This is a genomic window from Lactiplantibacillus sp. YT640 (assembly GCF_049745435.1).
Taxonomy (GTDB): Bacteria; Bacillota; Bacilli; order Lactobacillales; family Lactobacillaceae; genus Lactiplantibacillus; species Lactiplantibacillus plantarum.
In genome coordinates, this window is record NZ_JBMNVY010000007.1 from 55,291 (window position 1) to 76,664 (window position 21,374).

Here is a 21,374-nt window from a genome sequence, read left to right on the forward strand (position 1 = left end):
AGGAGGATTTCCGTGACGGACGAACAAGCACATTTATTTTCCGACGATATTGGTCGGGAACCGGTCACACACTTTATCGTCGGTAAAGTCGCTGCCGTTTTTTTTAGCAGTGCCGATAGTTTTTATAAAGTCTTATTAGTCAAAGTAACTGAACAGAACATTGATTGGTCGGAAGATGAGATCGTTGTTACTGGAAATTTTGCGGATATTCAGGAGGAGACAACGTATCGTTTTACCGGTAAAACGGTCACGCATTCCAAATACGGGGTTCAGTTTCAAGCGGATAATTATCAAAATGAAACGCCCACGACACGCGCAGGCTTGATTGCCTATCTATCTGGTAGTGATTTTCCTGGGTTGGGTAAGCGGACTGCTGAGCGAATCGTCGATACTTTGGGCGAAGATGCCATTGATCAAATTTTAGCTGATCCGAAGGTTTTAAAACCAATCGGACTTCGGGCCAGCGTTCAGACGACTTTGATCGACACGCTCACGGTCAATAACGGTTTGGAGCAAACTATCATTGGACTTAATGCGTACGGTTTTGGGAGTCGGTTAGCTGCGGCCATCTATGCACGCTATCAAGGTGACACTTTGGCTAAGATTCAAGAGAACCCGTACTGTTTGGTTGAGGATATCAAAGGCGTCGGGTTCAAAAAAGCGGATCAAATTGCGGCCCAACTTAAAATTGATCCCCAAGCGGATGACCGGTTAAAGGCGGCCCTATTGACTGAGATTAATGAGCTGTGCGTGGAAAACGGTGATACGTATACCACGGCTCAACCGTTGCTGAATCAAACGTTGCAACTACTTGAGAATGCTCGCAATGTTCAAATTGATCCTTCGAAGCTGGCTGATCAGTTGGTCGTCTTGGCGAAGGAAAATAAAATCGTGGGTGACGAGAATCGTATCTACTTGCGCGGCCTCTATGAAGCCGAGTGGCGCGTTGCGGAACATTTACAACGGTTGTTAGCCGCCGATAATGATGAAAAATTGTCTGAACGTGCCGTGGATCATGCTATCGAGCATGTCGGTCGAGCTAGCAACATTACTTATGATGAATCACAAACCGAAGCACTAAAAGCGGCGATTACGGCGCCTGTTTTTCTACTAACTGGGGGACCGGGGACTGGTAAAACGACCATTATCCGTGGCTTAGTCGCGCTCTATGCGGAATTACACGACGTTGCACTAGATATCAATCAGTATAAGGATAAGCCTTTTCCAATCCTGCTGGCGGCACCGACTGGACGGGCAGCCAAGCGGATGGCTGAAACGACTGGGCTCCCAGCTAGTACTATTCATCGGTTGCTTGGGTTGACGGGGCGTGAAGATGGTCCCGAGGAGCCTAGTAAGGAATTAGATGGGGGCCTCCTGATTATTGACGAAATGTCGATGGTTGACACGGTACTGTTTCAGCAGTTACTGACGGCGATTCCAAGTCACATGCAAGTCATTCTTGTTGGCGATAAGGATCAACTGCCATCGGTAGGAGCCGGGCAAGTGTTTCATGATTTATTGCAGTTTAGTGAACTGCCCCAAATTGAGTTAACGACAATCTACCGGCAGGGCAATGATTCCAGTATTATTCCGTTGGCCCACGCCATCAAAGATGGTCATTTACCGGCCGATTTTGCCGTCAACCAACCGGATCGCTCATTTATTGCCTGCAACGCTTATCAAGTCAATCACATTGTTGAACAAGTTGTGGCACGTGCCAAGGCGAAGGGCTTCAGTGCTGAGGAGGTCCAAATTCTGGCCCCGATGTATCGCGGCACTGCCGGGATCGATCAGCTGAATACCACGGTTCAGAAAATCTTTAATCCGTTGAAGAGTGCCCATCAGAAGCATCTAACGTATAACGGTCAAGATTTTCGGGTCGGTGATAAGGTCCTGCACCTCGTTAATTCACCCGAGGATAATGTTTTTAATGGCGACATTGGTAAAATCGTCGGTATCGATCTGGCAAATGATTCTCACAATGAATCGAAGAAAGACCAGATCACGATTGCCTTTGATCAAAATGAAGTGACTTATCAACGCAATGAATGGAATCGATTGACATTAGCGTACAGTATGTCGATCCACAAGTCTCAAGGGAGCCAGTTTAAAATGGTGATTCTGCCACTGGTACCACAATTTGCACGGATGCTACAACGCAATCTACTGTATACTGCCGTGACACGTGCTGAACAAATGCTGATCCTGTTAGGTGATAGTCAATCATTTGAGCGGAGCGTTACCAATGAATCGGTTAATCGCCAAACCACACTGACGAAACGGTTACAACAAGTCTTTGGCGGGGATACCGTATCCGATGAAACGGCCACTATTGCGACTACTGACCAAGCAGAGGCAATGCCAGCCGGCGAAAAAGCGACGGCGGTTAAGAAAGTTGCTTCTGACGAGGAGTCGGCCACTGAAAAAACTCAGGAACCGAGTTCCCAGTCTGCTGGACCAACAATTTTGACCCCAGCGCTAGTCAGCGCTGGCCGAATCGATCCGATGATTGGCATGAATGGTATCACGCCAGCTAATTTCATGCCGCAAGTAGCTAATTGATAATTAATTGGTTATTGCAACTGAAATTACAATGAACGACGCATTGTCGGCGACGCTCATTATGCAAGAAAATTTGCTTGTGTGCGGTTTTTAGCCGTGGTTACTGCTATAATCAAAGTAGCAAAATCATCAAACAACTTTTATGGAGGTCGTTATGTCAACAGATCAATCTTATGCCAAACTGAAACTGTTTGCCCTGAATTCGAACCTACCGTTAGCCGAAAAAATTGCGCAGCGGGTCGGAATTCCACTCGGCAAAAGTTCCGTAAAGCGGTTTAGTGATGGTGAAATTCAGATCAACATCGAAGAAAGTATTCGTGGGGCGGAAGTTTTCGTCATTCAATCTATTTCGGAACCGGTCAATGATACAATATTAGAATTATTGATCATGATCGATGCCTTAAGACGTGCTAGTGCCAGTCAAATTAACGTGGTTATTCCTTATTACGGGTACTCACGTCAAGATCGCAAAGCGCGTTCACGTGAGCCCATTACTGCAAAATTAATTGCAACGTTATTGGAAAAGGACCGGGCCAGTCGAGTCTTGACGGTCGATCTGCACGCCGCACAGATTCAAGGATTCTTTGATATTCCGGTTGATCATTTATTTGCGGCCCCACTCTTGGCAAGTTATTTTAAAGATCGCGGCATTACCGATAATCTCGTCGTCGTGTCACCAGATCATGCCGGTGTTTCGCGGGCACGTAAGATGGCAGAACTATTGGGGGCCCCAATTGCGATTATTGATAATCGACACCCAGATGATGATGACCTAGTGCCAAGTAGTATTATTGGTGATGTGAAAGGGCGCGTCGCCATTGTGATCGATGATATGATTGATACGGGAACTCGGTTCGATGTCTCGGCAGATGCTTTAGCACAAGCGGGAGCAGCGACCGTATACGGCTGTGCGACTCACGCAATCTTTTCACAGGATGCAGTGGCTAAATTACAGGCTTCCAAGTTCGAGAAAGTCATCGTGACGGATACGATTCAGATCCCAGCGGATAAACAATTTGATAAGTTGGTGCAACTTTCGGTTGGTCCATTATTGGGTGATGCAATCAAATTAGTACATGAACAGCAACCAGTTGATCGGTTGTTTGATCCTCGCATCTAGCTCGCAACTTTAAGCACATTAACCTACAAAAAGGTTAATGTGCTTTTTTGTTCGTTTACTGAATAGCGTAACTCGTCCAAACAGTGCAACTAATTACTTGAAGTAATCAAAAGATAACATTCCGTTTATATGCATAAACGTTGCTATAACAGCCAAATACGCCGCTTTGGCATTGGCAAACGTTTTTTAAAATAACCGGACTGTTTTGTAAAAAAACGAGCGATTCTAGTTTGTATTTTGGTAAATTGTGCTACAATAAAATTATGATTTGTAAAAGTAGGTTAAGAATTTCTTAATCTTCAGTCACAAGACGATTTTGTTACTGTTAATTTGAGTTCAAAAACTAAGGAGTGAATTAAATGTCACAAGCACATACAACGGGCAAGGTCCTAGCCAGTACGGTTGGTGCCGTTGGTTTATTGCTTGCTACAGGCCAAGCTGCCAATGCTGCCTCAATCACTGTAAAAGCAAACGATACAGTTTGGGGCCTCGCTCAACAACACGGTGTTTCCGTGCAGAGTATTGAAAAACTTAACCAGATTAAAGCATCTGATGGTAATATCGATTTAATTTATGTTGGTCAAAACTTACAAATTGGTGGATCCGCAACTAAGACCGCCACGACTAAGTCAGCAACTAAGAAAGCCGCTACTAAGGGTACATATACCGTTAAAGCGGGTGACACTCTTTGGGCGCTTGCTGATAAGTACAACACTTCTGTTCACGCTCTCCAGACGTTAAATGGTCTTTCTGGCGATTTAATTGTGGTGGGTCAGAACATTCAAGTGCCAGGAGCAACGACCAAGACGACCGCTAAGACGAGTCAAAAAACAACCGTGTCAGCTACTAGTGCAGCGTCAACTACGAGTACGACTGCCAAGGCCACGACGGCTGTTAGTGCGAGTTCCACCTCAAGTACAAGTGCGAGTTCGGTTTCAAGTGTGAGTGCAAGCGTTGTAAGTAGCACCAGTGCAGCAAGTCAGGATGCTGTCAGTGCGAACTCAGCAAGCAGTACTAGCACGTCAACGATATCATCATCGACCGGCTCTATTGCTTCATCAACGGCTACGACCTCAAATGCACCGGTCAAAGCAGTCGCAACGAGTGCAGCCGTATCAGCAAGTAGTGCTAGTTCTTCGACTGCTACCAGTCAGTCGAAGAGTGTTGCAGCGAGCGCCTCAGTAACGAGTAGCGTGTCCTCATCAGCTGCTAGTTCAACAACGACTAGTCAAAGTACCGCTTCAACTGCGAGTGCAACTAGTACTAGCAGTACGACTGCTACTAGCACAGCTAGTCAAGCATCAAGTACAGCTGCTAGTGCAGCATCAACTACGAGTACAGCCAGCCAGAGTAGCTCGGCAGCGACTAGTTCAAGCACGACCAGTCAGAGTAGTTCTTCAGCAGCCACTAGCAGTGCAAGCAATACCGCAAGTAGTACCGCAACGACTAATAGTAGCAGTACCACTACTAGTTCAACGAGTGATTTAGCTACTGGTTCTGTAACCGGCCTTGCGCTGAAGTTGGCTAGTGCCAACATCCCTTATGTTTGGGGTGGTGCGAGTCTTTCGGGAATGGATTGTTCTGGTTTAGTTTCCTATGTTTACCAACATGCAGCTGGGATTACCTTGCCACATAGTACGGTTGCACAGGAATCTTATGTGACGACGCATTCCGTTGCGGATGCTCAACCTGGAGATATTTTATTCTGGGGTAGTCGTGGTAGCACTTATCACGATGCCATCTATATTGGAAATAATCAATACGTTGCGGCTCCAACTGAAGGCCAAAACGTTCAAGTTCAGACAATCAGTTCATACTTCATGCCAAGTTTTGCAGGTACGGTTAAGTAAGCCGATTTTAATTGCTAATCCCCCTAACACGATATTGTTAAGTGTTAGGGGGATTTTTATTTAAATTTTTTTGAATTTTATGATTTAAACTTACCAATAATTGTGGTATATTATGTTTGTCGTTTTTCAATTCGAAAAATTGGACCATCTATTGTGATAAGGAAGTGCTATCAGTGAGTAATCGTTTTGAGATTCTAGAAGAATATCAAGAGGCTAATACCGAACTCGATCATTTAAGGACGCTAGCCGTTCGGCAACAGGATCGCTCACGGGTTGTGACCATTTATCCGCATTTGAAAGAACGGGTGAGTCACTTATCTCGTAAATGTGAACAACTTGACATGCTTCTGGAAGCAATCAACGCTTCTGAGGACTAAGATTAATCAAGACTGACTGTGTGACCATATTGAGATGGTCAGCAGTCTTTTTTATTAGCCGAGTGGGTGGGGAGTCAATTAAGTGGTCATTAGCATTGCTGGCCGGTAAGTGGACGGTGCTCAAGTAGTATGAATTGCCAATCTGGGTCCTATAAAAAAGTCGTTGCGAGCATCTTCGCAACGACTTTTTATCGTTAATTTGTATTGTTTTAGCAGTAGAGTTAGTGGTGGTCATGGATACTAGTGTCGATCCAGAATGGGTAGGGATGGGTGGACAAGTAGAGGTCGTAGTTACGATTCCCAATAATTTGACCATCCATCTGACCAATTTCAACAGAGTTAACCAACAAGTGCAAGTTAGCGTTGCGATAATGGTGAACGAAACGCGACTTGAGATGACGGCCACCCAGTAGCAGTAAGACGAACAACCAGAGGATAATCCACCAGTGAGGCTCTTCGACAACGATTAATTCGAGCTGATCATCGTGCAGATTAGCCTGAGGCAGAATTTCAACTCCGCCACCAAAGTATGGAATGTTCGAGACTGTACAAAGGAAAGCCCGCTTATAATAGTCTCGCTTCCGGTTAACGTGTACGGTTAGCGGGAAGCCTTCCTGTTGGGAATATGCGGCCAGCATGTTACTGAGATAAGCCCAACGACCCAGACGGCCCTTCTTTTTGCTACGGTTTGTGTCATCAACGATTTGAGCGTCAAATCCTAAACCAACGTTGTTGACGAAATACCGGTGTTCGTTTTTCAAGGTTTCATGGAAATAACCAACATTTAACGAACGGGGCCGCATATTGTTGAGTACTTGTGCAAGTGCAATTGCTGGATCAGTCGCCATACCCAGACCGCGAGCAAAGTCGTTGCCCGAACCTCCAGGAATGTAGGCGAGCGGGATCGGTTCAGCTTGTGGGACCTGCATAATACCATTCAAGGCCTCGTTCAGTGTGCCATCACCACCAATGACCAGAATGACCGGGGTCACGTTTGGTCGTCGTTGAATGGTTTTAACGTACTCATTTGCGAGCCGAATTGTGTGGCCGGCATATTCAGAAATTCGATATTCAAATCGAATCTGTCGTTGTTCTAGAATCGGCTTGACGGTTTCCCAAACGACCTTACCGTGACCAGATCCTGCCAGTTCATTAATAATAATGTAGTATTCAGCAATCAAAATTACACCTCATATCAGTCTTACACCATAAAAAACCGGAACGAGATCGTTCCGGCAAGTAGTTAGTTCATAATCAACATTGGCAGAATCATTGGGTGCCGTTCAGTCTTATCAAATAAGAAACTCTGCAGGTCGTCAATAATCGCATTGCGGATAGTCGCTTCGGTTGCTTTATCCGACTTCATTTTGCGCCGGATCGTACGGAAGACATGCCGCCGGGCTTCGTTAATTAGATCGCCAGACTCGCGCATGTAGACAAAACCACGTGACAGAATATCTGGACCAGCTTGGATCTCTTTTTTGTTCAAATTGATGGTAGCAACGACAACAACCAAACCTTCTTCCGAAAGCACTTGGCGGTCGCGTAACACAACGTTACCAATATCGCCGATTCCAGAACCATCAACATAGACATCGCCAGCACCAAAGTGACCGGCAACCCGGGCAGAATCCTTCGTAAAGGCAAGCACATCACCATTTTCAAGGATAAAACTATGGTCTAGTGGCACACCACATTGTTCGGCCAGTTCGGTGTGAATCTTCAACATTCGATATTCACCGTGAATCGGCATAAAGAACTTTGGTTTCATCAGCCGTAGCATCAGTTTCTGTTCTTCCTGACCACCATGACCAGATGTATGAATGTTATTGACTTTACCATGAATGACATTCGCACCGGCTTCTTCGAGTTCGTTGATTACGTGGTTAACACTTAACGTATTACCAGGAATCGGTGAACTTGAAAAGATCACGGTGTCGCCAGGTTCAATAGAAATCTGGCGATGAGTACCGCTGGCAATTCGCGAGAGCGCCGCCATTGGTTCACCCTGGGAACCAGTACATAGAATCATGACTTTATTGGCGGGGAGGGAGCGTAAATCGTTAGCATCAACGATGGCTTCGTCAGGGATGTTTAAATAGCCTAATTCACGTCCGTTGACGATAGCTGCTTCCATACTACGCCCAAATACCGCGATTTTACGATGATGTTCAAGGGCGACTTGCGCTGCCTCTTGAATCCGCGAGATGTTAGAAGCAAAGGTAGCAAAGATGATTCGACCTTCAACTTGTTCAAAAATGTGGCGAATTGATTGCGCCACCCACCGTTCAGATTTCGTCCAGATTGGCCGTTCGGCGTTAGTACTGTCTGACATTAGCGCCAAGACACCACGTTCACCGAGATGCGCCATCTTTTGAAGGTTCGGCGGCTGGTTAGTAATTGGTGTCAGATCGAACTTATAGTCTCCGGTTTCTACAATCGTGCCAGGTGGTGTTTGAACGGCGATTCCCAGTGTATCAGGAATTGAATGGGTCGTTCTGAAGAACGAGACACGCGTCTTACGGAACTTGAGCACCGTATCTTCATTGATCTCGTGTAATTCAGTTGTTTTTAATAACCCGTGTTCCTCTAACTTACCCTTAATCAAGGCTAAGGCTAGGGGGCCGGCATAGATTGGCACGTTGATCTGTTTTAATAGGAATGGAATCCCACCGATATGATCTTCATGACCGTGCGTAATCACTAAAGCTTTTATTTTTTGCTGATTTGCAACTAGATAAGAATAGTCTGGAATAACGTAATCAATTCCGAGAAGTTCATCTTCAGGGAATTTAATTCCGGCATCAATCAGAATAATCTCATCTTGAAATTGGATACCATAGGTATTTTTCCCAATTTCTCCCAAACCGCCGACTGCAAAAACAGCGGTTTCGTTATTTTTGACGTTTAACCGTTTCATTTATTGAACTCCGTTAGGTGATACTCTGGATTTTTTTGTTCGTAATCCAAGAAGTTACCTTCTAACGGTTCGATAAATTCGATGTTGTGATCTGTATTATCTTCCACTAAGGTCCGTGCCGCTACTTCGGTCTCAGCTTCGAGATACAAAGATTGGGTCGTTTCCCGTTGTGGGTTCCGTTCTTTGGTTTCTTGGTAATATACTTTGTAAATCATGCGTAAAACTCCTTAATATAAACAAGATTTATTTAGATACTAAGTAATCTAAATAGATAGCAAAAATAAAAGTTTGATCCGTACACCAGGTTGTGTAAACACAACAATTATCTTACATTTTAGCATAATTTGAGATGGGTGTATACAATGTTAACTTTCTTCAAAAATAGAGCGGTTAAAAGAATTTTTTTTGATGAAACATGCTATGCTAAACATAAGTAATAAAATGAAAAATTCCTAAAATTGTGAATCATTATACAAAAAAGAATTGAGGGTTGAGCATGCAGAGTTGGTTAACAATCATTGGTGGGGTACTAATGGCAATCGTCGTTTATGAATTGCTGCGACGGCAAGTGCTGAAGCGTGCGGCGTTGAAGATTCGGCGGGCTGGCCAACGAACGGTTGATAGTGCGATGGTAGCAGCATTCAAAGTGCTCGCAAATGCGATGACGATTCAAGAGGTTGCGGGGGCGATTCATTCGGTGCCCGTCGCAGACGTCTGGGGGCGTGGTGTGATGGCCTTTGAGTACGTGCTAGATGCACCAGGCATGGTCACGGCCGATTTGCCAGAAGTTCGGCGATTATTCAATAACGAATTGCAAGCGTACGCAATTCACAATCAGGTGGTTGCTTTTCGGGAAGCTGGACCAGCGTTACGAGTGACTGATGCGTGGCTGCGCAGCGGACAGCTCCACTTAGATATTGCCTATTTGATGAATGAGGCCACTTTAGAGTATTTGGAAGATTTGCGTCGGTTGAATTCGAGTGCACCAAAAAAGCAGTCCTGAACATTTCAGGACTGCTTTTTTAAATGACTTTAAGAAATTAGAACTAAATCATCATCAGCGGCAAATGGATTGTCGCCATTGATATGGTCGTAGAATAAAATACCATGAAGATGATCAATTTCATGTTGACAAACAATGGCCGGATAATTCTTGAGACGAATCTTTTTCTCTTCACCAGCCATATTATAGTAGCGTAACGTAATCCGATCGTGTCGAATAACGTAGCCAGCAATATCACGGTCGACGGATAAACAACCTTCACCTTCAGTTAAGGCGCCGGGTTGGACGGAGTGACTGATGATCACGGGATTGATAATGACGTCTTTAAAGACCGGTTCATCATCTTCATTTTCACTCGGAACAAGGACAGCAGCCATCTGTTCCGAAACGTCGACTTGCGGTGCAGCTAAACCAACACCGGCACGCAGTCCGTATTTTTTAGCCAATTCGGGATCCTGGCTGTTTTCTAAGTATTCCATCATGTCATTGGCCAACTTCTGATCAGCTTCACTCAACGGAAATTTAACTTGCTTTGCTTCCGCGCGTAACGTGTGATTACCTTCGCGGATAATGTCGCGCATTTTAATCAATTCCAATTACCTCCAAAATTAAGATCGCGCAGTTTACACTTAATATCTAGTTTATCATAAGCCTACGCCAAAAAGTAGCGCCCGTTATGAAAAAGATGAAAACAGAATTAAGCACAAATTAAATAGTTCACAATCATTTGGACAGAAAAAGCCGGCTTTTCGCTCTTTGGAAGGGCTTGCAAAAGATGAAACGCAATGGTAAATTAGACTTGTAATTATGAAAACGATTACGAACGCGGTGCGATGCACAACGTTTGTACGTTCATGAAAGGGATGTGTCATTTATGGACAACGAAAAACCAATTGTTGATTTTGGTGCGATCCGCGATGCACTTGGGAAAGACTTTGAGCCCGTGCAAGTATTGGATGGTCAAGCTAAAGTAATTAAACCAGAAATTGTCTCTAAATATTCAAACGAACAACTCGTTGAATTCTTTAAATTAATGTTATGGGAACGGACGTTACATCAACGTTCTAACGCTTTGACACGGCAAGGACGCTTAGGATTCTATGCGCCGACTGAGGGCCAAGAAGCCAGTGAGATGGGGAGTAACGCCGCGATGAAGAAAACCGACGTTTTAATGCCTGCTTATCGTGATATTCCACAATTGATTCAACACGGACTACCTGTTTACAAAGCGTTCCTGTGGTCTCGTGGTCATGTCTTGGGTAACGAATATCCAGAAGACTTCCATGCAATGCCACCACAGATTATTATCGGCGCTCAATACGTACAAGCTGCCGGTGTGGCTTTAGGGATTAAAAAGAACGGTACCGAAGACAAAGTTGCCTACACTTATACTGGTGATGGTGGGACTTCGCAAGGTGACTTCTATGAAGGTATGAACTTTGCCGGAGCCTTCGAAGTACCGGCCGTCTTCATTGTTCAAAACAATGGTTATGCCATTTCAGTACCACGGCGCAAGCAAACAGCTGCGAAGACGTTGGCTCAAAAAGCAGTTGCTGCCGGTATTCCAAGTGTTCAGGTCGATGGGATGGACTTCCTAGCTGTTTATGAAGTAACAAAGGCCGCCCGGGAATACGCTGCTGCTGGCAACGGTCCTGTCATGATTGAAACGCTGACATACCGGTTTGGCCCGCATACGAATGCTGGGGATGATCCTAAGCGTTACCGGACTAAGGACGAAGAACAACCTTGGTTCGATAATGATCCATTGATTCGTTACCGTAAGTACTTGACTGATCAAGGTGTTTGGTCAGAAGATCAAGAAAACGAATACGTTGAACAAGTTAAAGAAGATATCAAGGCTGCTGTTAAACAAGCAGATGAAGCACCAAAGCAAAAAATGACCGAATTCTTGGGGAATGTTTTTGAGGAACAACCACAAAACATTCAACAACAAATTACGGAATTCCAAGCAAAGGAGTCGAAGTAACATGTCAAAGAAAACGTATATTCAAGCGATCACCGATGCACTTCGATTAGAACTCGGGTCAGACGAAAAGACCTTAGTTTTTGGTGAAGATGTTGGTAAAAACGGTGGGGTCTTCCGGGCAACTGATGGCCTGCAAGCCGAATTTGGTGAAGATCGTGTTTTTGACACTCCTTTAGCAGAATCCGGTATTGGCGGTTTATCAATTGGGCTGGCATTGGAAGGTTTCCGGCCAATCCCTGAAATTCAATTCCTTGGATTCATTTTTGAAACTTTGGATTCAATTGCTGGTCAAATGTCACGGGAACGTTTCCGGACAGGTGGCACTCGGCATATGCCGATTACCATTCGATCACCATATGGTGGTGGAACGCATACACCAGAAATGCACGCGGACTCATTAGAAGGCTATTTAGCTCAAATTCCTGGTTTGCGGGTCGTGACGCCATCTAATCCTTACGATGCCAAGGGGCTATTAATTTCTTCTATTCGGAATAACGATCCAGTTTTCTTCCTTGAAAACTTGAAGTTATACCGGTCAATGAAGGCGGATATTCCGGATGAAGCTTATACCGTTCCGTTAGATAAAGCAAACGTGGTTCGTGAAGGTACTGATATTTCCTTGATTGCTTACAGTGCACAAGTTAACCAGTCACTGAAGGTTGCGGAAAAGCTCGAAAAAGAAGAAATCTCCGTTGAAGTTGTTGACTTACGGACCTTGTCACCTTTAGATGAAGAAACAATTCTCAAGTCTGTTCAAAAGACTGGTCGGGCCGTTGCGATTCAAGAAGCACAACGACAGGCTGGGATTGCTGCGAACGTTGCTTCACTGATTGCTGAAAAAGGTGCGCTTTATCTCAGTGCCCCAGTTGGCCGGGTGTACGCACCAGATACGGTCTACCCATTCGGATTAGCAGAAGACGATTGGTTACCAGCTGAAGATGAAATTGAGGCAAAAACCCGCGAAATCTTGAACTATTAATCAAGACGCGGCATCGAAAAACAGTCACCTGAGACTGTCATGAAAGGAAGTTATCCAATGGCTTACGAGTTTAAATTACCAGAGCTTGGTGAAGGTCTTGAAGAAGGCGAAATTGCATCATGGCTCGTAAAACCTGGTGATGAAGTCAAAGAAGACGATTCTCTAGTTGAAATTCAAAATGATAAATCGGTGGAAGAATTACCATCGCCAGTAAGTGGTAAAGTTATTGATATTTTAGTTCCAGAAGGTGAAACGGCTAAAATTGGTGATGTGATCGTCACGATTGACGATGGTTCTGGCGACGCTGCGCCAGCGGCTAAGGCTGAAACACCAGCGGCTACTAAGACGGAAGCCCCGGCAAGTGAAGCAGCTGAAACTCCCGCTGCAACATCAGCACAACCGACTGGAACCCCGGCTGCGGGCAATCCTAATAAACGGGTCTTGGCAATGCCATCAGTGCGCCAGTACGCACGTGATAAGGACATTGACATCACGTTAGTTACGCCAACTGGTGCCCATGGTCAGATCACAAAGCAAGATATTGACAATTACACGGGTGCGCCAGCGGCAACGGGTGCTAAACCGGCAGCTACGCCAGCGACAACGGCTCCGGCTGCAAGTGAAGCACCAGCACCAACACCAGTTAAACCATATGTTTCTGACACACCTGAATTAGAGACGCGTGAAAAGATGACGCCAATTCGGAAGGCAATCTCTAAGGCTATGGTGAACAGTAAACACACCGCGCCACATGTTACTTTATTTGATGAAGTTGAAGTGAGTGCGTTGATGGCACACCGGAAGAAGTACAAGCAAGTTGCTTTGGATCGCGACATCCATCTTACCTTCTTACCATACTTCGTGAAAGCTTTGGTTGCGGTTTTACAACAATTCCCAGAATTGAACGCGTCGATCGATGATGCAAACAAGGAAATTGTTTACAAACACTACTTCAATATTGGGGTAGCTACCGATACTGACCGTGGATTGTTAGTGCCAAATATTAAGCACGCTGAAGGTAAGGGCTTGTTTGCAATTGCCAAAGAAATTACTGACAATACGCAAAAAGCTTACGATGGCAAGTTAAAGGCCAGTGAAATGAGTGGTGGGTCTATTACTATTAGTAATATTGGCTCAATTGGTGGCGGCTGGTTTACCCCAGTTATCAACCAACCGGAAGTTGCCATTTTAGGTGTTGGGCGTATCGGTAAGGAACCTTACGTCAATGACGATGGTGAAATCGTTGTTGGTAAGATGCAGAAGTTGTCCTTGAGTTTTGATCACCGTCTGATTGATGGTGCAACAGCACAACGGGCAATGAACTTATTGAAGCAATTGTTACATGATCCAGAATTACTTTTGATGGAAGGATGAGGTCAGAATGGTTGTAGGAGATTTTGCTGAAGAACGCGATACAATGATCATCGGCGCGGGCCCTGGGGGTTACGTCGCTGCGATTCGGGCCGCGGAACTCGGCCAAAAAGTCACCGTGGTGGAAAAGGAATATATCGGTGGTGTCTGCCTTAACGTTGGTTGTATTCCATCAAAAGCTTTGATCAGTGCTGGTCATCGGCTACAAGAAGCCAAGGACAGTAAGATCTTTGGTATTAAAAATATTCAGGATCCGGTGTTGGATTTTAAAGTGACCCAGGACTGGAAAGACCATCAAGTTGTTGATCGGTTGACTGGTGGCGTTGAAATGCTGCTCAAGAAGCATAAGGTGGAAGTGGTCCGTGGGGAAGCCTATATGCATGATAATCATACCTTACGGGTGATGAATGGTGACCATACTGGTCAGACTTATAAATTCAAACATTTGATCATCGCAACTGGTTCACGGCCAGTTGAAATTCCGGGCTTCAAGTTCAGTGGTCGGGTCGTTGACTCGACGGGTGGCTTGAATTTGCCCGAAGTGCCTAAAGAATTAGTGGTTATCGGTGGTGGGTACATTGGTTCTGAGTTGGCTGGTGCCTATGCCAACCTCGGTGCTCACGTGACGATTCTTGAAGGGACACCGCAAATCTTACCTAACTTCGAAAAAGATATGGTCAAGCTTGTCTTGAACAGCTTTAAGAAGAAGGGGGTTGATGTCATTACTAATGCGATGGCTAAAAACTCCGAACAAGATGATAGTGGCGTTACGGTTACCTACGCTGTCGACGGGAAAGAAACTGAGATTCATGCTGACTATGTTATGGTCACGGTTGGTCGGCGGCCTAATACTGACGACATGGGCTTGGAATACACTGACGTCAAGTTAACGAAGCGCGGCTTGATCGAAGTTGATGAACAGGGGCGGACGGCCGCTGAGGATATTTTCGCAATCGGAGATATTGTCGCCGGTGCTGCGCTGGCACACAAAGCTTTTGCTGAAGCCAAAGTTGCTGCTGGTGCAATCAGTGGCAAGAAGACGGCGAACGACTACGTTTCAATTCCGGCAGTTTGCTTTACTGATCCAGAATTGGCAACAGTTGGCATGACGAAGGCTGAAGCTGAAGAAGCCGGCTTGCAGGTGAAGACGTCGAAGTTCCCATTTGCTGGTAATGGTCGTGCAATCTCGTTGAACGCCATGGACGGCTTCTTCCGTCTTGTCAGTACGAAGGACGAAGGCACCATTGTCGGCGCCCAAATTGCCGGACCAGGTGCCAGTGATTTGATTTCTGAATTAAGCGTTGCGGTCAATGGTGGGATGAATGTCGAAGACCTTGCTTTGACGATTCATCCACACCCGACCCTAGGTGAAGTAGTTCAAGAAGCGGCGGATGAAGCGATGGGTTACCCAACGCACATCTAAAGCGGATGATGGCTTAATAAAAGTTTGAGGCGTGAGTCTCAAACTTTTATTTTACATAGGATGTTGCAGCCAGTATGGATTACCGAAGTACCAGTCAAGATAGTCACGTAAAAACGTAACTTAACGCGCTGTCAGGCGCAATGAAGGTCAGTCTTGTTAATCATTACTCAGCTGATCCGTAAGTGACGCCTTTGAACCTGATGCGGATGTTGTTATTCAAATTGCTAACTTTTTAGCATGTAGTGGTCTATATTAATAACATATCAAAATGTGTTTGCTTCGGGGGGAAGTGGACCAATTGGTTACGCAAAAATGTTACAAAAGAGTAAGCTTTTTATTAACATTTACTTGAATTCATTGACAGCTCAGGTACAATTATTATCGAAGGTTGGAGGGATTGAAATGATTAATACAGTAATTATTCGGGGATTATTCGAGTTCGTACAACAATTAATATTAGTCGCAATTGCCAAAGATTTGCCAGTGAAATTAGTGGTCGCAACGGGTGCTGAAGAAGCGCCGCGCTACCAAGCACTGGTAACAGCGAGTTTAACTTGTCGTCAGTTTACACTAGTGGCGCAAGCTAAGCCGGATTATTCGCAAGCAGATAGCTTGATTATTGGAAATTTAGTGCCATTGGCAAGCGACCGTGATGCCAGTGGTGATTTAAAGGCGACTTTGCCGCTATTTCGCGCGTTTGTGAATGATGCGATGGGCGCTGGTTTTAACGGAAAAATTATTTTGGCTGGTAGCAATGATGCGGTTTTAAGTGTCTTAGCTGCGCGTTTCAGTGGCATTGATCATTCTAAAGTGGTCGGATTGGGTACTTTGCCGCAGAGTCGTTTATTGGAGCAACTACTACGTCAGCAATTAAGTGTCGGCCCGGCGGATGTCCGCGCATTCGTAGTGGGAACTGCGGCGACACACCTGATCTCATGGAGTCGTTCATATATTGGGCCGGCGCCCGTGATGACTTATTTGGCTAACCAGGATATTAGTTTTGGGATGGACGAAATGAGTGCAGCGACGGAGCAGATCGACGACCCCACGATTGTTACTAATCAGACCTTGAGTGTGTTAGCATTAGTACAAGTGCTCAATGCGTTTTACGCCCAGACACCGTTTATCGGTACCGTCACAAATATCCAAACACCAGTCGATGACGACCAGCTGGTTGGATTATCATCACCGGTACTGATTAGTGCTAACGGAATCAAACGAATGGCGGATATGGTGCTATCTGATGAAGAGCAGAAAGAATACGCTGAGATTGCGAGCCAGGTTCAAGAGGAACTTGACCGGGTCACGGCGGGGGAGTTGGATGAAGATGCCTAAACACAATGATAATTACCAATATCCACTGGATGAGACGTGGACCACGGCCGAGATCATTAAGGTTACGACCTTTTATCAAGCCATCGAGGCCGCTAATGAAGGAACAATCGCTACAGCAGACCTGTTGGCAGCCTATCGTGATTTTAAGACGGTCGTTCCGGCTAAGTCGGAAGAAAAACGACTGGCTCGTGATTATGAGGCTGCTTCAGGTTATCGGATTTATCAAACAATGCGCGCAGCTCAGGAAACTAACAAGCAGCGATTTCAATACCGAGACTAGGTGACTTAACGTGCAAACGAATGTGGTGAAACAGTTAAATCAGAAAATGCAAGTCGTGATGCAAACTGCGAGAGCGCAAGTGTTGGCGAAGATGGGCACCCACTTGACGGTTGCGGAGAAGACGAGTCGGCGTGATTTGGTCACTAACGTGGATCATAGCAATGAAGATTTTTTGGTGCGTCAGATTCGAGCCTTGGATCCAGTTACGAAGATTTTAGCTGAGGAAGGAACCGGCGACCAAGTTACTGATATGAATGGTCACGTCTGGATCGTTGACCCAATCGACGGTACCATGAATTTTGTGCATCAGCGTAATCATTTTGCGATGATGGTGGGCTTGTATGTTGACGGTAAACCAACACTGGGATATATCTTTGATGTCATGGCGAATAAATTATATGCTGGTGGTCCTGAAGTCGGCGTCACGCTTAACGGTGAATTGCTGGCTGCACCCGCGGATGTTGATCTGAGTGCGGGGCTGTTTGGTGCGAGTGCGCCGTTACTAATTCAAGACCGCTTCAATATGCAGACGATTATTGCCAAATCACTGGGACCACGGATTATGGGTAGTGCTGGTATTCAAATTAGCCAGGTCTTAGCAGGCGAACTGGTCGGCTACCTGTCATACTTGCGACCATGGGATTTTGCGGCTGGTCGCGTTCTCGCGGAAAGCCTTGGCTTGGTTGTGTCTAGAGTTGACGGCAACCCGGTTAATATGTTATCATCGGGTGCTGTACTGATAGCGACAAAGCGCGCACAACGCTCAATTTTGGCAATCGTCTAGTAAGTAGTGGGACTGTGACCCATATGTCACAGTTTTTTTATGTCAATGGATGAAAGCCGCTGAAAACGTCGTTATGAAGGTTTCAAGTTGAAGCTATGACTTGATAGTAACGGCGGATTGTATTAATATATGTAAGATTTCTGCTGTCGAAGATAGTCAGAATTTTGAAGGATGAAAGGAAGATCAATTTTGAAATTTAGAGATGATATCCGCAACATTGCCATTATTGCCCACGTTGACCACGGTAAAACGACGTTGGTTAACGAAATGCTTAAACAATCGGATACCCTTGACGAACATGTCCAGATTGACGATCGGGCGATGGACACTAATGCCATTGAAAAGGAACGCGGTATCACGATCCTTTCGAAAAACACGGCCGTACGTTACGGCGACAAACAAATTAACATTCTAGATACACCAGGACATGCTGACTTCGGTGGTGAAGTTGAACGAATCATGCGCATGGTTGACGGGGTATTACTCGTTGTTGATGCGTTTGAAGGAACGATGCCTCAAACTCGGTTTGTTTTGAAAAAAGCTTTGGAACAACACCTAACACCAATCGTTGTTATTAACAAAATCGACCGCCCCGGTGCACGTCCTGAAGAGGTCGTTGACGAAGTGTTAGACCTCTTCATCGAATTAGGTGCTGACGAATCACAATTAGACTTCCCAGTGGTCTATGTTTCAGCTTTAAATGGGACTTCTAGTTATGAATCAGATCCTGCTAAGCAGGAACATACGATGCAACCAATCTTCGATACGATCATCAAGACGATCCCATCACCAATTGACAACTCTGACGAACCTTTACAATTCCAAGTGGCCTTATTAGACTACAACGATTATGTTGGTCGGGTTGGTATCGGTCGGGTCTTCCGTGGTACGATCAAGGTTGGTGACAGTGTTTCTGTCATGAAACTCGATGGTAGTAAGAAGAATTTCCGCGTAACTAAGTTGTTTGGGTTCTTTGGTCTTCAACGTTTGGAAATCAATGAAGCCCACGCCGGTGACTTAGTTGCTGTTTCTGGGATGGAAGATATCAACGTTGGTGAAACGGTCGCTGATTCAGCTAATCCGGAAGCTTTGCCAATCTTACGGATTGACGAACCAACTTTACAAATGACTTTCGGTACGAACTCCTCACCATTTGCGGGTAAGGAAGGTAAGTTCGTAACTGCCCGTCAACTTGAAATGCGGTTGAAGGCTGAACTTGAAACCGATGTTTCACTTCGAGTCGATGATACTGACGAACCTGGTTCATGGGTCGTTTCTGGTCGTGGGGAATTGCATTTGTCAATCTTAATCGAAACGTTACGGCGTGAAGGTTATGAACTACAAGCATCTCGTCCAGAAGTTATCTATCGCGAAATTGATGGTAAGCGTTGCGAACCATTTGAATCTGTTCAAATCGATACGCCAGACGAATATACTGGTTCAATTATTGATACCTTATCAAAGCGTAAGGCTGAAATGAAGAACATGGAAAGTACTGGTAATAACCAAACCCGGTTGACTTTCTTAGCACCTTCACGAGGCTTGATCGGTTATTCAACTGAATTCCTTTCATTGACGCGTGGTTACGGAATCATGAACCATACTTTCTCTGAATACCTCCCAGTTATTCCTAACTGGAACCCAGGCCGTCGTAACGGTGCTTTGGTTTCAATCAACCAGGGTAAGACTACGACATACGCCACAATGGGAATCGAAGACCGGGGAACGATTTTTGTTGATCCAGGTACCGAAGTATATGAAGGTATGATCGTGGGCCAAAACAGCCGCGAAAATGACATTTCAGTTAACATTACTAAGGGTAAGAACATGACCAACGTGCGTTCTTCTAACAAGGATTTGACGGCGACAATCAAGACGCCAACGCATTTGACATTGGAAGAATCGCTTGAATTCTTGAATAGTGATGAATTCTGTGAAATTACGCCAGATCATGTTCGCTTGCGGAAACGCATTTTGAACACGAACTCCCGTGAAAAAGAAGCTAAAAAGCGTAAAATGAACAAGTAAGTTGGTTGCTTGGAAGCACGTCCTTAATAGGGCGTGCTTTTTTGGTACTGGCATGCCTAAGGCTGTATCGTCCAAAGCGGTTTGAAGAGGAGTCGTTTAATCACCAACTCAAATAGTTGCCCCATTAATGGTTATTGGGTTCATTTAGTATGGAAATAATGATTGATAAATTGTTATCCAGAGTATAGTATTAGTTTATAGGGTAAAAAGAGTCTGATGGTCTTCGTTACCCGTTAAAATGGTATTGAACTTGGGAGGTGTGATCATCGTGAAAAAAATTAATAAGTTGATGATCTTAGGCATGCTCGTTTTGGGGGTAACGGGGGCAACAATGATCAATCCTGAAATGACGACCGCAGCGCATGCTAGCGCCAACATCACCATTGATGGCAAGATGAACGACTGGAAAGATGCGACGTTAACGGAGGGCTATAATGGTTACACGGCACTCACGAGTGCTGGCCAGTATGTCAATGTTTACGTCAAGATGAAAAATGGTGCTGTGCCAGGATATGGCGACTATAATTTCACTATTGATGGTAAGACGTATTATATTTGGTCTAAGAATATTTCAGGTAGTGTTAGCTCGGGAACGGTCAAGTCCTTCACATTAACTGGTGGTAAATGGAACGATGGTACTCAGTATGGAACTGTCGGGACGGGATATGTGACCAACGACGGTTCGCATAATTATGCCGAATTTCAGATTGACTTAACCAAGTTAGGATTAACTGACAGTGCGAGTGGTAAGCAGATTTCGATGGTCAATCCGAATATCGGTAGTGACTCTACGACTAGCACTGTTGGAACAATTACGGCGACTTCAACTAGCTCAAGTAGTAGTACCAGTTCAAGTACAAATGCGAATTCTACAACTAGTTCAAGTTCTACGACTAGCACCAGTAGTGCAGCCAGTTCCTCAGCAACTAGCTCAGCTGGGGTAATTACTGATAAAAGCACGGTCTCTTCCAAGGCGTCCTCGACGACGGACAATAATGCAGCCAATGACAATGATAATCTCAACATTAAAATCGATGGTAACTTTAATGATTGGAAGAACGTGACTTTGACCGAGGGTTATAACGGTTATATGGCAATGGTTAGTGACGGAAAGTACGTCTACGTTTATGTCAAGATGAAGTATGGACAGGTTCCCGGTTACGGGGATTATAATTTCGACATTGGTGGTCAGAAGTATTACGTGTGGTCCAATGAGATGCCTAGCTCGCAAAGTGACGGGGCGGTCAAAGCTGTCTCATTTACGGGTGGTAAGTACAATGAGGGCCATCAGTACGGGACGGTCGGCAACGGGTATGTTTTAATCATGATTAAAGATAGATTAACTTGCACGATGT

Annotated in this window: 17 protein-coding genes and 1 pseudogene; 14 read left to right on the plus strand and 4 right to left on the minus strand. The window is 45.1% G+C overall.

Annotation, left to right across the window (positions count from 1 at the left end; all coding sequences use genetic code 11):
• The first annotated feature begins 12 nt into the window (after nucleotides 1-12).
• The 4 genes from ACOV1R_RS06900 to ACOV1R_RS06915 all read left to right on the plus strand — a co-directional run bounded on the left by ACOV1R_RS06900 (nucleotide 13) and on the right by ACOV1R_RS06915 (nucleotide 5,909).
• Nucleotides 13-2,562: an SF1B family DNA helicase RecD2 gene (locus ACOV1R_RS06900; RefSeq protein ID WP_097558063.1), complete on the plus strand. Its 2,550-nt coding sequence runs from the start codon at nucleotides 13-15 to the stop codon at nucleotides 2,560-2,562.
• Between the two features lie 154 nt (nucleotides 2,563-2,716).
• Nucleotides 2,717-3,682 (plus strand): ribose-phosphate diphosphokinase, encoded by a 966-nt coding sequence (locus ACOV1R_RS06905; protein ID WP_003645927.1) that lies wholly within the window; start codon nucleotides 2,717-2,719, stop codon nucleotides 3,680-3,682.
• Between the two features lie 359 nt (nucleotides 3,683-4,041).
• Entirely contained in the window at nucleotides 4,042-5,532 is a 1,491-nt protein-coding gene (locus ACOV1R_RS06910) for a C40 family peptidase (protein ID WP_003645926.1), read from the plus strand.
• 173 nt (nucleotides 5,533-5,705) lie between these two features.
• Nucleotides 5,706-5,909, plus strand: a complete 204-nt coding sequence (locus ACOV1R_RS06915) for a hypothetical protein (protein WP_003645925.1) — start codon at nucleotides 5,706-5,708, stop codon at nucleotides 5,907-5,909.
• 221 nt (nucleotides 5,910-6,130) lie between these two features.
• Here ACOV1R_RS06915 and ACOV1R_RS06920 read toward each other — a convergent pair whose 3' ends face one another.
• From ACOV1R_RS06920 to ACOV1R_RS06930, 3 genes are all read right to left on the minus strand, one after another.
• A complete protein-coding gene (locus tag ACOV1R_RS06920; protein ID WP_003645924.1) occupies nucleotides 6,131-7,090 on the minus strand; it encodes a diacylglycerol/lipid kinase family protein in 960 nt (319 codons plus the stop codon).
• 62 nt (nucleotides 7,091-7,152) lie between these two features.
• A complete protein-coding gene (gene rnjA, locus ACOV1R_RS06925; protein WP_128485017.1) occupies nucleotides 7,153-8,829 on the minus strand; it encodes a ribonuclease J1 in 1,677 nt (558 codons plus the stop codon).
• Nucleotides 8,826-9,044: a DNA-directed RNA polymerase subunit epsilon gene (locus tag ACOV1R_RS06930; protein WP_003640827.1), complete on the minus strand. Its 219-nt coding sequence runs from the start codon at nucleotides 9,042-9,044 to the stop codon at nucleotides 8,826-8,828. The genes rnjA and ACOV1R_RS06930 overlap by 4 nt, the downstream gene beginning before the upstream one ends.
• A gap of 281 nt (nucleotides 9,045-9,325) precedes the next feature.
• Here ACOV1R_RS06930 and ACOV1R_RS06935 point away from each other — a divergent pair, with 281 nt between their 5' ends.
• Nucleotides 9,326-9,832 (plus strand): hypothetical protein, encoded by a 507-nt coding sequence (locus ACOV1R_RS06935; RefSeq protein WP_003640826.1) that lies wholly within the window; start codon nucleotides 9,326-9,328, stop codon nucleotides 9,830-9,832.
• 29 nt (nucleotides 9,833-9,861) lie between these two features.
• On the opposite strand, the gene def is transcribed toward ACOV1R_RS06935, so the two are convergent.
• On the minus strand, nucleotides 9,862-10,422 hold the full coding sequence (gene def / locus ACOV1R_RS06940) for a peptide deformylase (protein ID WP_003645922.1): 561 nt from the start codon (nucleotides 10,420-10,422) through the stop codon (nucleotides 9,862-9,864).
• Nucleotides 10,423-10,706: 284 nt separating this feature from the next.
• Between def and pdhA the strand changes: the two genes are divergently transcribed.
• From pdhA to ACOV1R_RS06985, 9 genes and pseudogenes are all read left to right on the plus strand, one after another.
• Nucleotides 10,707-11,819: a pyruvate dehydrogenase (acetyl-transferring) E1 component subunit alpha gene (gene pdhA / locus ACOV1R_RS06945; RefSeq protein ID WP_054518972.1), complete on the plus strand. Its 1,113-nt coding sequence runs from the start codon at nucleotides 10,707-10,709 to the stop codon at nucleotides 11,817-11,819.
• 1 nt (nucleotide 11,820) lies between these two features.
• Nucleotides 11,821-12,798, plus strand: a complete 978-nt coding sequence (locus ACOV1R_RS06950; RefSeq protein WP_003645921.1) for an alpha-ketoacid dehydrogenase subunit beta — start codon at nucleotides 11,821-11,823, stop codon at nucleotides 12,796-12,798.
• A 57-nt stretch (nucleotides 12,799-12,855) separates the two neighbouring features.
• Nucleotides 12,856-14,172 (plus strand): 2-oxo acid dehydrogenase subunit E2, encoded by a 1,317-nt coding sequence (locus ACOV1R_RS06955; protein ID WP_003644592.1) that lies wholly within the window; start codon nucleotides 12,856-12,858, stop codon nucleotides 14,170-14,172.
• 7 nt (nucleotides 14,173-14,179) lie between these two features.
• Nucleotides 14,180-15,592: a dihydrolipoyl dehydrogenase gene (lpdA, locus tag ACOV1R_RS06960; protein WP_003640822.1), complete on the plus strand. Its 1,413-nt coding sequence runs from the start codon at nucleotides 14,180-14,182 to the stop codon at nucleotides 15,590-15,592.
• 402 nt (nucleotides 15,593-15,994) lie between these two features.
• Complete coding sequence (locus ACOV1R_RS06965; RefSeq protein ID WP_011101670.1) at nucleotides 15,995-16,927, plus strand: lactate dehydrogenase; 933 nt, start codon at nucleotides 15,995-15,997, stop codon at nucleotides 16,925-16,927.
• Entirely contained in the window at nucleotides 16,920-17,207 is a 288-nt protein-coding gene (locus ACOV1R_RS06970; protein ID WP_003645919.1) for a UPF0223 family protein, read from the plus strand. The genes ACOV1R_RS06965 and ACOV1R_RS06970 overlap by 8 nt, the downstream gene beginning before the upstream one ends.
• A 10-nt stretch (nucleotides 17,208-17,217) precedes the next feature.
• Nucleotides 17,218-17,991 carry an inositol monophosphatase family protein gene (locus ACOV1R_RS06975; protein ID WP_217203132.1) on the plus strand — a complete coding sequence of 258 codons (774 nt, stop codon included), beginning with the start codon at nucleotides 17,218-17,220 and terminating at the stop codon, nucleotides 17,989-17,991.
• 189 nt (nucleotides 17,992-18,180) lie between these two features.
• Nucleotides 18,181-20,019: a translational GTPase TypA gene (gene typA, locus ACOV1R_RS06980; protein WP_003644590.1), complete on the plus strand. Its 1,839-nt coding sequence runs from the start codon at nucleotides 18,181-18,183 to the stop codon at nucleotides 20,017-20,019.
• Nucleotides 20,020-20,287: 268 nt separating this feature from the next.
• Nucleotides 20,288-21,337: pseudogene (locus ACOV1R_RS06985) on the plus strand (Firmicu-CTERM sorting domain-containing protein); the annotation flags it as partial.
• Between the last annotated feature and the right edge of the window lie 37 nt (nucleotides 21,338-21,374).

Excerpts from the sequence above, each read along its gene's own strand:
- ACOV1R_RS06905 (WP_003645927.1), top strand. The coding sequence starts at position 2,717 with ATGTCAACAGATCAATCTTATGCCAAACTGAAACTGTTTGCCCTGAAT.
- ACOV1R_RS06910 (WP_003645926.1), top strand. The coding sequence starts at position 4,042 with ATGTCACAAGCACATACAACGGGCAAGGTCCTAGCCAGTACGGTTGGT.
- rnjA (WP_128485017.1), bottom strand. The coding sequence starts at position 8,829 with ATGAAACGGTTAAACGTCAAAAATAACGAAACCGCTGTTTTTGCAGTC.
- ACOV1R_RS06930 (WP_003640827.1), bottom strand. The coding sequence starts at position 9,044 with ATGATTTACAAAGTATATTACCAAGAAACCAAAGAACGGAACCCACAA.
- ACOV1R_RS06935 (WP_003640826.1), top strand. The coding sequence starts at position 9,326 with ATGCAGAGTTGGTTAACAATCATTGGTGGGGTACTAATGGCAATCGTC.
- pdhA (WP_054518972.1), top strand. The coding sequence starts at position 10,707 with ATGGACAACGAAAAACCAATTGTTGATTTTGGTGCGATCCGCGATGCA.
- ACOV1R_RS06950 (WP_003645921.1), top strand. The coding sequence starts at position 11,821 with ATGTCAAAGAAAACGTATATTCAAGCGATCACCGATGCACTTCGATTA.
- ACOV1R_RS06955 (WP_003644592.1), top strand. The coding sequence starts at position 12,856 with ATGGCTTACGAGTTTAAATTACCAGAGCTTGGTGAAGGTCTTGAAGAA.
- lpdA (WP_003640822.1), top strand. The coding sequence starts at position 14,180 with ATGGTTGTAGGAGATTTTGCTGAAGAACGCGATACAATGATCATCGGC.
- ACOV1R_RS06965 (WP_011101670.1), top strand. The coding sequence starts at position 15,995 with ATGATTAATACAGTAATTATTCGGGGATTATTCGAGTTCGTACAACAA.
- ACOV1R_RS06970 (WP_003645919.1), top strand. The coding sequence starts at position 16,920 with ATGCCTAAACACAATGATAATTACCAATATCCACTGGATGAGACGTGG.